The sequence below is a fragment of the Paenibacillus sp. J31R30 genome, assembly GCF_059692115.1.
Map to the genome: position 1 here is coordinate 148,304 of NZ_JCAUAV010000001.1, position 15,201 is coordinate 163,504.

The following is a 15,201-nucleotide window of genomic DNA, read 5'->3' on the forward strand; positions in this document are numbered from 1 at the left end:
CGCTTTGGCAGCCATTTGTACTAATTGGAAAGTAATGTCGGGATCCTTTTGTACGATACAACGAAATGATGATAGTAGTTTTCTTCAAAACTTGCTTGTTACAGACAGCGCTGTGAACCGTTACACAAAAAGTGGTAAAGCAGCGTGCGGCGATTAAGATTGATAAAAGTCTTCTTAGAGTTTATAAAGCTTAAAATTGCCATGCAATTTCCAAATTAGGAGCAATTACTTCCTAAGTAGTAAGATGTTACAAAGGCTCCAACAGGAGGTAATTGATTGTTGTATTGCTTCTCGCCAATGTTAAGTTGGTTCATACATATATTAGTTGTAGCAATCCAAGTTCCATATTCACCTGCCTGTATGGAAGGAGGTTTCTTCAGAAGGCTTCCTCTTAAAATATAATGCCTAGTTTTGATGGAGGAGTCATCAAACATGGTTAAGTTGCCTGAGTAACTTGCATAGGGTGAATCAAATGTGACTTGTTTATTGATTTCATCCCAATAACCGTGAATTGGAAGTGGTGTTCCCCTAATATTAATCGTAGCTACTATCCCGTTATTTGTAATTGAGTTAATGATAATTGTACCCGACAAGTCCGGTCTACCAGCAACAGTAGTGTTTATCCACCATTTTGATGGAGAAGGTAAACTAACATTAGTTATTTGTGTAGTTCCCAATAAGTAGTCTCTCCTTTTTGCCAAATGAGGATTACATGTAAGGAGCTCCTAAGTAACCTGGGGGGGGGCAGATCTCTCGCTCTCTGCGGAGTTATAAATTTGTGTGTGTACTTGCAATCCTGTTCTGTACAATGTATGTATCCGCGAGTCGAGTGACACAATGAATTTCCGTATTTTCGTGTGCATATTTCAAAGACTATGCAAACCATTAGGCTTCTTGTAAGAACTCAAAGATATCAAAACATCAATTTCCCTTTACCACACCTTCTCACATTGGTGGCCATTCATCTAACGGAAAACGATAGTTGAGGGGTTGCTCATTCTACAAAAACCGTGAAAGGCAGTCGAGGTAATCCAAGAGTTACCGAAAGATTTGAATTACGATTTGCTTAAACTACCTTTGAACAAAAATTTTTCTATTTTTTATAAAAAAAGCGGTAAGTTGGTAAGCATGTTATGGTATTTATCATGAGCACTTTCATTTTAAGGGTGAACATAAGAGTGATAACTATATGGAAGAAAACGTGGCAGCAGGGCAAGAGGATCGGTTAACGTTTCCACACTAACGGGCAGTTATGCGTGGTGATAATTAAAATATCTTCTTTACAAGCGAACGTGTATCGTATTATATTCATGGGTGAATTTACCATAATTATGAGGGAATGATAATGGCGGGGATTACCAACGAAGTCCGTAAGTCGTTATGCGTAACTTTGACAGAGACGCTTAGACATAAGCTTAATTGAGGAAAGCTTTAAATAGAGATTATGACTTTTAATTCATAAGGAGATAAGACTATGACAAAAAATAAATTACTACGAATGGACAACGTCCTCATCGTAGTTGACGACCTCGAAGCCGTTAAAGCCTTCTTTTTCCAACTCGGATTCGAGTTGGAGGGCGAAACGACCGTCGAGGGCCCCTCCGTAGATCGTCTCATTGGCCTTCAGAACGTCCGTGCCACCCTCGTGTTTATGCGCACTCCGGACGGCCACGGACGGATCGAGCTGGACAAGTTCCACACGCCGGATGCGATCAGAACTGGGCCCGAGAAGGCTCCAGTGAATGAACTCGGGATCCGTCGCATCATGTTCGCCGTCGATGACATCGATGACGTGGTCGCGCGCCTGCTTGCCCATGGTTCCGAACTGGTCGGCGAAGTGGTGCAATACGGGGACACGAATCGACTCGCCTACATCCGCGGTCCCGAAGGCATCATCGTCGGGTTGAGCGAGCAGCTCAAGTAATAAATCGGGAACGGATGTTTTTGGAAATCCACCATCAATATATCATGGCAATAATTAATCTCTTACGGCGTTAGGCTAACGGAGAACTATATTCAATGACATATCAAGAGAAGGCTGCCGATGATTTTTGATCGGCAGCCTTCTCAACTATCGGACAGTTTAACGGAACAATTTCTTAAGACATAAAACTCGCTCAAATGACAATACCTCAAACAGTTTATTATGTCTCGAATTAGCCAACCTTTTAAGATGGGTGGATTTTCTTGACACCACTTCAAGTTTTAGAACGGAGCTTGGTCCGCACAATAGTTCCACTACCAATGGGTCCAGGAATAGCAGATACACGCGATAATCGTAACAAAGCTTTGACTTCTGAGCTGTTGAGGCTAAACGAAAAAATGCACTAGGCCGCGAGGCTAGTGCAAGTAAGGGACTAATTATTTCGAGAAGCTATGCACTTGAATGGGGTGACTTTTATGCAGATCAGTAGACTTTTCGGTATTGTTTATTATTTGCTTGATAAAAAAGAAAGCACGGGGAAAGAACTTGCAGACCGTTTTGAAGTGTCGGTTAGAACCATATATCGCGATATCCAAACATTAAGCAGTAACGGTATACCGATCTATACGAGTCAGGGCAAAGGCGGAGGCATTGTTATCCTTGATCACTTTGTATTAAATAAGTCGGTGCTCTCAGATAAAGAGCAGGATGAAATATTGCTTGCACTGCAAAATCTCTCGGCGGCGCAATATCCGGATATTGATTTTGTGCTTTCACGACTGAGCAATTTTTTCCAGAAGAGCGATTTCAATTGGATTGAAGTGGATTTTTCCCCGTGGGGAAGCGAGGAAAGAAATAAAGAAAAATTCAACGAGCTGAAAATGGCAATTATCAGAAAGCAGATCATTACGCTCGAATATTTTAATACTTCGGGTACGAAAAGCATGCGCAGGGTTGAGCCGATGAAGCTAATTTTTAAGGATAAGGCATGGTATTTGAAAGCGTATTGCTACGATAAAAAAGCCTACAGAACGTTCAAAATATCTCGTATGGCTAATATCGAAATCACCGACGATGTATTCGAGCAAAGAACACCGGGTGAGTCCACGGCTGAATCGGAAGATAATCACATTCTTGAATTCATTGATATTCGGCTAAAAATATCACCAGCAGGGGCGTATAGAGTTTACGATGACTTCAATGAAAAAGAAATAACGAAACACGAAGATGGATCTTTTACGGTTCTTACATCTATGCCTAGAGGGGATTGGCTTTCAAATTATCTTCTCTCTTACGGTCCGGTTATTGAATCGATAGAACCTCAAAGTCTGCGAGATACTGTCATAGGCAAAATGGAGGTAATCATGCAAAATCTGAATCGGATAGACGAAAATCGATAGATCAAAGAGAACGAATTTACCGGACCGAATCAAACTGGATGCTGACATAAACTCATTTTACAAAAGCGCTGAACAGATTTTCATCCAAATGGTAAAAGAATAAAAATACGAAAAAAATGAAGTTAATATGACACGCTGTTGTCCAGTTATATATGATAATCTTAGAGCGTGTTAAAACAAAAAGGAGGAGAACTAATGAAATACACCGTAATAACAGGAGCCAGTTCTGGCATTGGGTATGAAACTGCGCTCGCCTTCGCTGCGCGTGGCAAGAACTTGATACTTACTGCACGTAGGAAGGAGAATTTGGATGAGCTTCGCTCTCGCATTCAGCAACTTCATACCGACGTTGACATCGTCATTCATGCGACAGACCTCTCTATCGCCGCAAATGTTTTCTCACTATATGAAAGTTTGAAAACGTATGAGATTGAAACGTGGATCAATAATGCGGGGTTAGGAAATGGCGCTTCCGTCGGAGACCAAAATTTGGACAAAATCCAGCAAATGCTGCATCTAAACATAGAAGCCCTCACGATACTAAGCTCGCTGTTTGTCCATGACTATGCCAGCGTGGAAGGAACACAGCTGATTAATATTTCCTCGGCTGGCGGTTATACCATCATTGGCGATACAGTCACATACTGCGCAAGCAAATTTTATGTCAGTGCATTTACCGAGGGGTTGGCACAAGAATTAGCGGGTAAGGGGGCTCGCATGAAGGTAAAGGTTCTCGCCCCATCTACAACCGAGACAGAATTTGCGAAGCGTTTTTACGACCTTGAACATTTCGAGTACTCGAGTGTCTTTCCGAAGTTTCATACCGCTGCACAGATGGCCGAGCTGCTCCTGAAGCTCTATGATGGCGACAAGGTAGTAGGAATTGTCGACGGTTACACGAATCAGTTTGAACTGAGAGACCCAATCTTCCCTTATTTAAGTTTGTAAATACAAGTCTCACAAGGGTGTTCGCGAGTAATTAAAAAGGAGTATAACATGGAAAAGCAGCCTATTGGATTTAAAAATGCCGAACCATTTTTTAACATCATTATGGAAGGACTTAAAGGTGAAGTTGATGGGGAATACTTTTGGGATGCTGTTGCGGATGATGCCGTATTTGATTTTTTATACAACATTCCAGGATTTCCAAACAGAATGGAAGGTCGCTCGACATATATGAGTTGGTTCAGTAATTATGGTACTAAATTAAATAGCGCCGATCATCTAAAAGTTTATAAAGTGCAGGGAGAGAATATTATTGTTATGGAATATCAGGTCCACGGAATCGAACCATACTCCGGTAAGCCTTACGATAATAGATTTTGCTCAATAGTAACGGTTAAAGATCGAAAAATAGTTTATTGGAGAGACTATATGGATTCGTTTGCTGTTATGGGCAGATGAAAACTATGTTATGGAAGCTTTCGATAAAGTATTTACCTTGTAGAGCAGGCAAGTATCGAAGGATCCTTGGACGAATGTGGAGAATTCGAATTGTCAGCGTCCTTCGAGGCACTTCATGGCACGTTAGACGTAGGTTTATTAATCCGCTGCAAGCCGATCTTGTAGTTAATGTGCATGTTCCGGAATTGAAAGTAGAAGACGTGATTGCAAAATCATTGAAGGTTGATTTCTGGGGCAAGTTCATCGTCGAATAGTATACGCGGCTGCGATAGATCGATAGCATATTCATGTTCAAAAAGGGCCGGCTCGCAAGCGAAGGGATCGCTTGTGAGCCGACCTTGATTGTTAGTTCAACCCTTATTCCTGAACTTACTCGGCATAACGCCCGTAACTTGCTCGAACACCCTGCTAAAGTAGTAGGGGACGGGGAATCCGACGCGTTCGCTTACTACTTTGACGGAGTGTCTGTATCCTTGTACCCACATTTAGTTCCATATAAGACTCTTAGAGATGGAGATCGGAATCGATCGTAGAATAATTGTCTATAGATAGCACTGAAGTCGAGTGGATACAAGGGAACTCAATGTGTAAAGTTTTTTTTCAATTTTAGGATGCCTTCCTATCTATATAAACTTCATGTACACTTATTGGTAGAAAGTATCATACTTATGGAAATGGAAGGGGACCAGTGGAATCTGATGAAAATGAGTGGCAATACTGTTCTTATTACGGGCGGTTCATCCGGCATTGGCTTAGAATTTGCAAGTCAGCTGCTGAATCTCGGGAATACCGTTATTATCACGGGGCGAGATCAAGCGAGGCTTGATGCGACTAAGAAAAGGCTGCCAACGGTACATACGTTTCAGAGCGATGCGGGAGATCCTCAAGCGATTGCAGCATTGCATGCTGCGGTGGTGAAGCAATTCCCCAAGCTCAATGTCTTGATCAATAACGCAGGGTTTATGCGAAGAATAAATCTTCATACTGCGGGTAACGACCTGGAGGATTTGAACAGCGAGATCGAAACGAACCTCAGTGGTCCGATCTGGATGGTGCAGCAATTTTTATCGCATTTGAAAACGCAAGAATCGGCTGCGATCCTAAATGTCTCATCAGGCCTTGCGTTCGTGCCTCTTCCGATCTCGCCCATTTATTGCGCAGCGAAGGCCGGCATTCATTCCTATACGCTTTCGCTCAGAGCACAGCTAAAAAAAACCAAGGTCAAAGTATTTGAACTGGCTCCGCCGTTGACAGAAACTCCGCTGGTGGATACATTCGATCCGGCAGATATGACAGGTTCAAAGGCGATGCCAGTCGCTGATATGGTGAGTTTTGCGATCAAAGGAATGGAGAGTGACCGATACGAAATCCGGCCCGGCCAAAGCAATGCTTTAAAAATGATGAACCGGATAGCGCCTAATTTTATTTTTAGCCAGCTTAGTAAGACTGTGGACCACATGCTGAGCCAGACAAAATAGTAAGTCATAGAAAAAACCATCATTCAAGCTCAGCCAGCCTTCGATCTGAAAAGCATCGAAGGCTGGATACATTCCTGGACCTAAATCTATCTGCTTTTTTTGTTATCGGCTGAAATTCATCCATCTACAGGAATTTAACGGGAGATTAGCGTGGAAAGAGGTAAAGGCTCGAAGACTAAAAAAATAATATTTATTTGGTGCCTTAGCTCAAGCAATCTAATTTGTTTCGTACCATGCAACGGTCGGCATCCAGATAATCAAGCACTAATCTCACTTTTGTCAATCTCATTAATCTTCTGTATTAGGTTCTGTTCCTTGACTATGAACCACAGGAATCAACCATTGATATCGCAGCTTATCATGAAGCTGATAACGCTCAATATTAGGTCCAGCCGGCTCGAATCCGAACGATTGCAAGACAAGCATTAAACTAAAACATGCATAAGGGTCATTCGATAAGCAATCCAGAGAAACGAACAATGTAGGTTGAAAAACTTCAAACTCGACTTCAAACTCCGCTTCATGCTTCCAACCATCCTTCAAGACCGTATTTGCAGGTAGCCGAAAACCAACTTTGCCAATCATCTCATCGCGAATGATTTGTTCCTGCTGCACAAAAGCCTCTTTCGCAAGCAAAATCCCGTGCTTTTGCAAGTAAGCCGCACTTTCCTCAATAGCCTGAGCAAACGGATGAAGCTGCCGCTTTACGCGATGACGGAGCCAGAGCATCCTCGAAGAATGAGTCCATCTGACTAACCGGATATGCTCATCTACGGAATCGACGCCATCAAGATATTGTTTGGCCACATTAAGCGCCAACAACTTCGTATCTACATCCTGACGCCATTTGTTTAACCAGACTGTCTGCTCGTCAGAATCCGCAACAAGAAATTGACGGATCTCAACCAGGCTGATGTCTGCTTGGCGCAGCGTATGAATCTTCATAGCGCTTGAAATTTGATCCTCTTGATAAAATCGATAATCATTTTCCGCCCTATAAATTGGCTTCAACAGTCCTTCTTTATCGTAATAGCGAAGTGTGCTGGCGGGAAGACCCGTTCGCCGGGCAAAACTTTGTATGGTCATTTTGGTTGACAACAGATCTCCTCCTACCAGACTTATTAATAATAACTCCACACATTCAATCGATTCCCGTCCGGATCATAGAAATGGAATCCCTTCCAACGCTCCCCTACGATTTCTGATGTTTCGATTTCCTGCCCTTTGAGCCATTCATGCGTCTTGTGCAGATCTTCTTGCTTTTTGATCCTGAAGTATAACCTGGCTCCAGGATTGGCCTTTTTCAATGATCGCTCCATATTTAATTCTTCCAGCCAGACGAAGTCCCATGTTTCGCGCATCAAACCAAATCCACGATTTTGATGATTTTTCTTCGAACGTTCCCAACCACATATCCGCTCATACCAATTGATTGAAGCCTCCAAATTGGCGACGCCTAACCATAGTGGTTTGGCAGCGTATTGAATGACGCGCGATTCAGGGAATTTACCTTCCAGCTTCCTGTCTTCGCTTAGCGTCAGGCGAACATTCCCGAATGCGAGAATGTCAGCAGACCGCGTGCCATCCGGCATTTTTAGCGGCGCGGTGCATTTGATGTCTTGATTATCGAAGTATTCCAGTGTCCGATCCAGATTGGCTGTGCGAAAACAAAATCTGCAATTTCCTTCGTTATAATCTTTGGACGTGAAATGGTCTAGTTCGCTTTCAAACGATTTCAAATTGGCTTGTCCAGACCCCGGCATCTTAAAAAATGCTTTCCTGCCGACGGGCCCATTGCCTGTACCCATCAATTGCCAACCCATTTTATCACGATACCATTCTATTGCCTCATCGAATTGTTCCCAAGGTACCATAATAAAACCGCCGTCAAACTTAAAGTTAGGTGTCACCACGTATGTAACCTCCATTTTCTGGAATATGACTTGAGATTACTATACACCTTGAAGTTACTTTAAGGTCAATAGTTTTTTTCTTTTTTGGGAACAAAGATATAGTTTTTAGACAGGCGGCGGTAAGCACCATTTTGGTGCTTTTTTTGTTTGCGGGAAGATTAGATAGCGGCATTTCTAGGACTGCTTTTTCAAGTCCATGGTTGCTGTTTTTCACAATATAAAAGCAAAAATTTAACACAGTGAATATAAATATCAAAATTTAAATGCTAAATGAAATTAAATTTTAACACAACACGACATCTAATCTCGATTTTAGCTAATATTTCATAGATAAAATAATGGTTGAGTTAAGGAAGATTGTAGAAAGCAATCATTTATTCAAAATAAGAAGGAGAGACATAATGAAAAGGTTTATAAGAAACAAAAAATTGCCAGCGATGTTGCTGGTACTTGCGACGGTACTGAATTTATCAAGCATTGGCGCTTTGACGGCCAATGCCGCTCCGCTGGGCGACGCAAACGTACTGAAAAGCGAGAAAATTTCCTCAGGCGTCCACTTTACCTCGGAGGAATACAATAATTACTATAAACCGAACAATCGAGTAGTCGTTAACCGTCTGGATATTAATCCGTCCGATTCGAACACGAGGATCATCACTGCCAAGGCATACGATACCATCAGTGCCGTGGAAACAATCGGCGGGCAGGCAAACCGGGAAATTTTGAAAGGCAATCAAGTCATCGCCGGAGTCGACGGAGATTTTTACGATATCGATCCGGCATCGGGAAATCCTTTAGGGTTAATGATGAAGGACGGCGAGCTGATTATAAGCCAGGCGCCAGAGGAAAACGCGACTAATTATCGCACCAGTTTTTATATGGATAATGCAAATAAGCCCGGAATTAACGAAGTTCATGCTGAAGGTAAAATCTCGGTTACGGGGGCCGTCTACGACGTAAACCTGCTTAACCGAAACCAGGCCGTCAGTAACGCTTTAGTCATCCATACGAGCAAAATTACGAAAACGCGTAAAATGACGCATAACTACAGTGGGGACAAGGGCAAGTCTGTGTTCGCGTTAATCCACGTCAACAACAATTTCGACGGCGTTCATCCGGGGCAAACTTACACGGGTACCGTCGTAAACGTAACGTCGACGGAAGGCTTCGACATTCCCGACGACTACGTTGTTCTGGAAGGTGTAGGCACGTCGAAACCGATCGTCCAGGCGTTGCAGACTAACGCCGAGGTTAGCTTTAAATACGATTTATACGCAGGCAAAGACGTCCAGAACAAATATATCTTGAACAACAATATCGTGACTTCGATCACCTCTAACGCTTGGCTTGTACGTAACGGTGTAGCGGTGACGACTGGCGATCCTGCCGCTAACGCGCGTACGGCATTAGGCATGAAGGCAGACGGAAGCCTTGTCGTGGTAACCGTAGACAAGCCAAGCTCTAGTTATACGGGGAGCGTTGGAACAGGTCTTCCCGATCTTGGGAAATATTTATTAGAAGCGGGAGCCGTCAATGCGCTTAATCTGGACGGCGGCGGTTCGACGGAGATGATCGTACGCCAAGCAGGCAGCGATCGTCCGGTAACCATAAGCCATCCTGGCGATGTCAATGGCTCCAGACTCGTTTCCAGCTCCTTGTTATTCGTCAGCACGGCGACGAAAGGCACGACGGTCGGCAACGTGGTCGTCGATAAGAACGTGACGCTCTACGCCGGCTCGAAATACGATTTCTCCTATCGTTTGGCGGATGAATTCGGCAATCCGATCTCCAGCGGCAACAGTCCCGCAACTTGGGCGTCGACCATTGGAAGCGTCGACCCGAACGGCCATTATATCGCGAATACCGGAATCGGCGCGGGAGAGGTCTCCGCGACAGTCGACAACGTTAAGGGAAGCGCGAAAGTGTCGGTCGTGGGTGCCGTGGCTACCCTTGCTTTAACGAGCACCAACGTGGTTATGAACAATAACGCGAAAAAGCAGTTCGGATTTGTCGCTACCGATGCAACCGGGGGGCAGGTTTACATCGACCCATCCGTGGCAAAATGGAGTATTTCCGGCAGTATCGCTTCCGTGAACGAGAGCGGTTTGGTCACTTCCAACAATAGTAACGGAACGGCAACACTTACGGTAACGGTTGCGGGTAAAACGTTAACAACACAAGTTACAGTCGGTATCAAAGAGCAGGTCATCGACAATTTCGAGACGTACCCGATCGAAGGTTACCATCTAGGCGGAATCGGTTTTAATAATGTTTCCCAATATGCGGGAAGCGCAGGAACGAGCACTTACTTGAACATCTCGACGGCGGTTAAGCATTCGGGAAGCAAAAGCTTTAAAATGAATTATGACCTTAGCAATTGGACAAACAAAAATTCGAACGGAACGCTGAACTGGATCCCGCACTGGTATAAGGGCTCGAAATGGTCCGATTCTCTTGCGGATCAAATGCTTGCCACGTACAAGACCGAAGTTTATCCGAAAAAATTTGGAATTTGGGTATACGGGGACGGCAAGGCTCCTTGGTTAAGGGCGATATTTAAAGATTCATCCGGCGGCGCGGATAAAACGCTTGACCTAACAACGGAAACAGATGATATTAACTGGGTTGGTTGGAAGTATTTAGAAGTCCCTTTCCCTGAAGGCTGGAAGTTACCGATTACGCTTAACTATTTGTATATGGTTGAGACAACAAAATCGAAGCCGGCATATTCCGGAACGGTCTATTTCGATGATATGAAATATATTTATACGGACGAGGTTACGGATACTAGCGGTCCGGAGTTTACAGAGACAAGTCCTTCGTCGAATGACTTATTTAGCAAAACCCTTGATTTCTCGACTACGATTACCGATAGTCTCTCCGGGGTAGACGATGAAAAAATAACGGTTAAAATCAATAACGAGGATTATAAGAATTACACGTACGATAAAGTCACAGGTCGTCTTAGCTTCAAGTTGGAAAATCTAACTCAAGGGGATTACAGAGTATTCGTAGACGCCTACGACAAAGCGTTAACCCCCAACGAATCAGTTCCCTATATCGACAAAACGTATCATGTGGATTTGACTCCAGACGATGAAGCTCCAACGATGACAGATGTAACGCCTACGAAGGACGTCAAGGTCAAAATTCCGACGCCGAGGGTCACGTTCAAGCTATTGGACAGCAAATCACAAGTGGATCCAGAGAGCATTTCCGTTAGGATGAATAATATTGAGCTGCCTGCTTATTACGACGCCAACACGGGTTGGGGATATGCCGAACCGACAAGCGGCTTGGCGAATGGCGAGTACACCTTAAGAATCAATGCTCGGGATAAAGCCGGGAACGCTATGCCGACTTATAAGGATCAATTGACTCTGGCCTCGATCCCGCAACCGCAAGATGGAGATAACTTCAAAATCTCGCTTATTCCAGATACACAAGGCAACGCGTTTACCGATAAATTGTTCGCTAAGGTTGCAACGGATGATTCTTCGTTAGTCCTGCACATGGGCGATATCGTGGATGACGGTTCCCAACTGCAATACGATCAAGCGTCGGGCTTCGTCAACAAGTATTTCGGGGACCCAGGTTCTAAACCGTTCTTCGTATTGGCGGGTAATCATGAAGCGTTCCAGAACACCGTGGATATCTACTATAAGAAATTCGGTTCTCCGACAATGCATTTCGACTATGGGGATACGCTGATCATCATGTTGAACTCGGCATACATCCAAAGTCTTACCTTGTCGGATTCCACCCAGTTCCATTGGTTGGAAGAAGTTTTGAAGAAGAATACAAAGAAAAACATTATCGTTCTTGACCACGTGATCACGCGCGACGCATTCGGCACCAAGCATGAAATGGACCCGAAGGACGCCGCTAAATACGAGTCTATTCTAAGCAATTATAAGCTCGAGCATCCGGACACGGATATCTACAGCATTTTCGGACATTTGCATTCTCTTCAAAATTGGGAAGTCGGCGGAGTCAAATACATCATTACGGGTAACGGCGCCGACAAGACGTACCTCCCGCATAGCGATGGAGATTTGCTAGGCACAGGTAAAATGACGGTTTCTGGCGGCAAAATGGCGTACACCTTCGACCCTCTCTTGACTAAGGTTTACATTCATAACGACGCGATTATCTCGGGCAAAATGAACACTGTCATTGGATCCCAAGTCCAAATGGATTTGTTCGGGGACTTTAGAGAGTATCCTGCAAATTACTTAACTCAAATCAATAACCGCAAATTAGTTGGGATTGACTGGAAATCCAGCAACGAAGACGTAGCTTCCGTGGATGAAAATGGAGTTGTAACTTCAAAGTCTTCCGGTACGGCAATCATTACGGCAACATCAGGAGGAAAGAGCAATTCTATTTCGGTCGAGACGGTTAAGCCTGCGGACGTAGAACCTGTCAAGCTCGATTTGTCCGTTCCTGCGGAACCTGAAGTCGGCGACACGTTCATCCCGACGATTAAAGCGACCAACGCTTACGGCGTAGTTTACGCCCTTGACGCGAAGGACAAGGACGTTACCTTCAGCTTCAAGAACGGAAAGGCACACATGCAAGATGTTGGAGTTATCATTGCAGATGCCGAAGGCGACGAAGAAATTACGGTTACGTTTAAAGGTTTGAAGGCGACAGCCATCGCGAAAATCGTTGCTAAGCCGACTACGCCTCCAGATCCAGACAATGGCAACCCGGGTAATTCCGGTCCAATCCTGATCGCTCCTCCAACTAAACCGGACGTCGATCTCACCAAGGACAGCGTCGTGAAATCCGACGTCTTCGCGGAGCTCGCGAAAGACAAGAATGCGACGATGACGTTCGTGGGCAGCAGCTACAAATGGAAAGTCAATGGCTCGGACATCACGAATCCTAACGCTAACGTAGACTTGGGTGTTAACGTCATAAATCAAGCTCCCGCAGGGAAAGTTTCGACCCCTGTTCAAGTCAATAAAAAGAAAGTCGTTATGGGCTTGTCTCTCAACCAAAACGGAGCTCTTCCGGGGAAGATGACGCTTGAAATCCCGATGAGCAAAGAACAAGCGGGCAAAAAGCTGTTCTTCTATGCCGTGAATGCTGCCGATGTATCTCCTGTCCTCATCTCTGAAGTTAGCGTGGATATAAATGGAGAAGTCGCGATTCCATTCACAACGTCAACAGCAGCTGAGTATATGTTGACGTCGCAAAAAATTCTTGATTTCAAAGATGCTGATGAGCACTGGGCAAAATCGGATATTTATTATCTGACTGGCAAAGACATTATCAGCGGAGTAAGCGACAATCAGTTCTCTCCGAATAATGAAATTACGCGTGGCGAATTTGTAAAACTTATCGCAGGTGCCGCTGGTGTGGATGTATCCGCCTATACGAACAGCACATTCGCGGATGTTAAGTCTACCGATTGGTATGCGCCGTACGTTGCATGGGCAGAGAAAAATAAAGTAGTCAATGGGATCGACACAGAATCTTTTGCACCAAATGCGAAAATCTCCAGGGAACAAATGGCTGTCATCCTTATCCGATTAACCAATCTCGTTGGATATAAGTTGGAAAGCAACGTAACACCGAATCAGTTCGGGGACGAAGCGAGTATTTCCTCTTATGCTGTTGAAGCGGTGAAATTCGCGCAACAAGCCGGGATTATTAACGGATTGCCGAACAACCAATTTGCACCTGCTAAGAGTGCAACTAGAGCTGAAGCAGCTAAGATGCTAGCGACGTTGCTCAAAGCAATGGAAAAGAAAAATTAAGAAATACATGTTTGAATGAATGTACAAAACGATCGCTCTCTGGCATTTTAGATGCCGGGGAGTGATCGTTTTTGGCTTTTACAACTCGACTAATCTATATAGACGAAACTAAAGGGAATGGGAATAAGTATCCAGTTCTTAAAGGTAAGATCGTTAATCTTTAGGAGGCGGAATGCATGGGCTGCTCAATTTGTTCAGATGCTGTTCATCCGGATGTTGAAACATGGGATTTGGTAACAAAGATGTAACCTTTGAACCAAATAAATATGAGAAAGCTTACCAAACCTTTTATGACAAGGGAAATGAGAGATTAGCGGCTTAACTAACGGATAACGATAGTGGGACCGGTACAGTATTAAGTTGAAAATCCTTAATGAGAGTCAGTAGGACGACCTCCTTTTTAACGCATCGCAATACAACAACATTTTAACACAATGCAGGGCAAAGACAATACGAAAGTATGAGGCTACAATGGAATCATAATAACGATTTCATCAATGAACAGACTCAAATGATGACAACACGGTAATATAATCAAAGTGAATTGTAAACGTTTCCATTTCTAGTTCCGTATTCAAGTGCATTGGAGGTGGTAAATAGTGCTCCTATGTAACGGGGGGATGAAAAAAATATTGCAATTTCAATAAATAAAGGTGGATTCTTTAATAAGTTTAATTAAAGCAGGTTGGAAACTACAACTTGGCATGGAACGGCGAAACCGGCGTATTCCCCGAATTTAGGGGAATCGGTATCGCCAAAGCAATGATGATGGAAGCGGAACGGATCTTATCGAGCAGAATGTAGACCTTGCTCTGCTGGAGGTCATAACGAAGAACAAGCATGCGATTGCGGCCTATCGTAATGGAGGATTCCGCATCGTCGACCGGCTTGTCAGTTTCATACGTGAAGGTGCGTGGGAGAGCAATCCCTTCGCCATGACGGGGTTCCACAATTGTGACGGACACTTGGCATCCATCACATTATATCAGTGTGAGGCTGCGCCTGAAAGAAAGAATAGTGCGTCATTCTTCCTACTGGCTTTATCCGAAGTGTTCGGAAAAGCATCAACAGGAGACAAGAGACGAATGGGAGGTAACTGAATGATTAATTGCGGAATGTGCGAATTGGATATAACGCCGCCGATCGGTTCAAGCTTGCCGGGGTATTTCGAAAACGGCAAATCGACAGGCATTCGGGATCCGTTGTATGCCAAAGCGCTTGTGCGATGATCTGTCGGCTATTCGTTTTATGATGGATCATGTGCCTAATCCTCGTTATGAGATTTCAAGCAGTTGTTTATTGATGGCCTCGTTA

Annotated in this window: 12 protein-coding genes; 8 read left to right on the forward strand and 4 right to left on the reverse strand. The window is 44.1% G+C overall.

The genetic code is table 11. From position 1 onward, the window contains the following. Window positions 1-215 precede the first annotated feature (215 nt). Complete coding sequence (locus tag AC58QO_RS00525) at window positions 216-677, reverse strand: hypothetical protein (protein WP_497263050.1); 462 nt, start codon at window positions 675-677, stop codon at window positions 216-218. Window positions 678-1,474: 797 nt separating this feature from the next. Here AC58QO_RS00525 and AC58QO_RS00530 point away from each other — a divergent pair. The 6 genes from AC58QO_RS00530 to AC58QO_RS00555 all read left to right on the forward strand — a co-directional run bounded on the left by AC58QO_RS00530 (window position 1,475) and on the right by AC58QO_RS00555 (window position 6,206). Next, window positions 1,475-1,924, forward strand: a complete 450-nt coding sequence (locus AC58QO_RS00530) for a VOC family protein (RefSeq protein WP_497263052.1) — start codon at window positions 1,475-1,477, stop codon at window positions 1,922-1,924. A gap of 476 nt (window positions 1,925-2,400) precedes the next feature. Next, window positions 2,401-3,324 carry a helix-turn-helix transcriptional regulator gene (locus AC58QO_RS00535; protein ID WP_497263054.1) on the forward strand — a complete coding sequence of 308 codons (924 nt, stop codon included), beginning with the start codon at window positions 2,401-2,403 and terminating at the stop codon, window positions 3,322-3,324. Between the two features lie 195 nt (window positions 3,325-3,519). Continuing rightward, a complete protein-coding gene (locus AC58QO_RS00540) occupies window positions 3,520-4,272 on the forward strand; it encodes an SDR family NAD(P)-dependent oxidoreductase (RefSeq protein WP_497263056.1) in 753 nt (250 codons plus the stop codon). Window positions 4,273-4,320: 48 nt separating this feature from the next. Then, complete coding sequence (locus tag AC58QO_RS00545) at window positions 4,321-4,728, forward strand: nuclear transport factor 2 family protein (RefSeq protein ID WP_497263058.1); 408 nt, start codon at window positions 4,321-4,323, stop codon at window positions 4,726-4,728. A gap of 74 nt (window positions 4,729-4,802) precedes the next feature. Further along, window positions 4,803-4,982, forward strand: a complete 180-nt coding sequence (locus AC58QO_RS00550) for a hypothetical protein (protein WP_497263060.1) — start codon at window positions 4,803-4,805, stop codon at window positions 4,980-4,982. A 414-nt stretch (window positions 4,983-5,396) separates the two neighbouring features. After that, entirely contained in the window at window positions 5,397-6,206 is an 810-nt protein-coding gene (locus AC58QO_RS00555; RefSeq protein ID WP_497263062.1) for an SDR family oxidoreductase, read from the forward strand. Window positions 6,207-6,494: 288 nt separating this feature from the next. Here the strand turns inward: AC58QO_RS00555 and AC58QO_RS00560 are convergent, their stop codons facing one another. Together AC58QO_RS00560 and AC58QO_RS00565 are read right to left on the reverse strand one after the other, a co-directional pair. Beyond that, entirely contained in the window at window positions 6,495-7,304 is an 810-nt protein-coding gene (locus tag AC58QO_RS00560; protein ID WP_497263064.1) for a helix-turn-helix domain-containing protein, read from the reverse strand. A 23-nt stretch (window positions 7,305-7,327) separates the two neighbouring features. Continuing rightward, window positions 7,328-8,119: a VOC family protein gene (locus tag AC58QO_RS00565; RefSeq protein WP_497263066.1), complete on the reverse strand. Its 792-nt coding sequence runs from the start codon at window positions 8,117-8,119 to the stop codon at window positions 7,328-7,330. A gap of 401 nt (window positions 8,120-8,520) precedes the next feature. Between AC58QO_RS00565 and AC58QO_RS00570 the strand changes: the two genes are divergently transcribed. Continuing rightward, window positions 8,521-13,887 (forward strand): S-layer homology domain-containing protein, encoded by a 5,367-nt coding sequence (locus AC58QO_RS00570; RefSeq protein ID WP_497263068.1) that lies wholly within the window; start codon window positions 8,521-8,523, stop codon window positions 13,885-13,887. 692 nt (window positions 13,888-14,579) lie between these two features. Here AC58QO_RS00570 and AC58QO_RS00575 read toward each other — a convergent pair. Next, entirely contained in the window at window positions 14,580-14,852 is a 273-nt protein-coding gene (locus AC58QO_RS00575) for a hypothetical protein (RefSeq protein ID WP_497263070.1), read from the reverse strand. Window positions 14,853-14,987: 135 nt separating this feature from the next. On the opposite strand from AC58QO_RS00575, the gene AC58QO_RS00580 reads away from it, so the two are divergent. Continuing rightward, window positions 14,988-15,116, forward strand: a complete 129-nt coding sequence (locus tag AC58QO_RS00580; protein ID WP_497263072.1) for a hypothetical protein — start codon at window positions 14,988-14,990, stop codon at window positions 15,114-15,116. Window positions 15,117-15,201: the final 85 nt, after the last annotated feature.

Bases quoted from the DNA above. Each gene is read 5' to 3' on its own strand.
- AC58QO_RS00530 (WP_497263052.1), top strand. From the start codon at position 1,475: ATGACAAAAAATAAATTACTACGAATGGACAACGTCCTCATCGTAGTT.
- AC58QO_RS00535 (WP_497263054.1), top strand. From the start codon at position 2,401: ATGCAGATCAGTAGACTTTTCGGTATTGTTTATTATTTGCTTGATAAA.
- AC58QO_RS00540 (WP_497263056.1), top strand. From the start codon at position 3,520: ATGAAATACACCGTAATAACAGGAGCCAGTTCTGGCATTGGGTATGAA.
- AC58QO_RS00545 (WP_497263058.1), top strand. From the start codon at position 4,321: ATGGAAAAGCAGCCTATTGGATTTAAAAATGCCGAACCATTTTTTAAC.
- AC58QO_RS00550 (WP_497263060.1), top strand. From the start codon at position 4,803: ATGTGGAGAATTCGAATTGTCAGCGTCCTTCGAGGCACTTCATGGCAC.
- AC58QO_RS00555 (WP_497263062.1), top strand. From the start codon at position 5,397: ATGGAAATGGAAGGGGACCAGTGGAATCTGATGAAAATGAGTGGCAAT.
- AC58QO_RS00570 (WP_497263068.1), top strand. From the start codon at position 8,521: ATGAAAAGGTTTATAAGAAACAAAAAATTGCCAGCGATGTTGCTGGTA.
- AC58QO_RS00580 (WP_497263072.1), top strand. From the start codon at position 14,988: ATGATTAATTGCGGAATGTGCGAATTGGATATAACGCCGCCGATCGGT.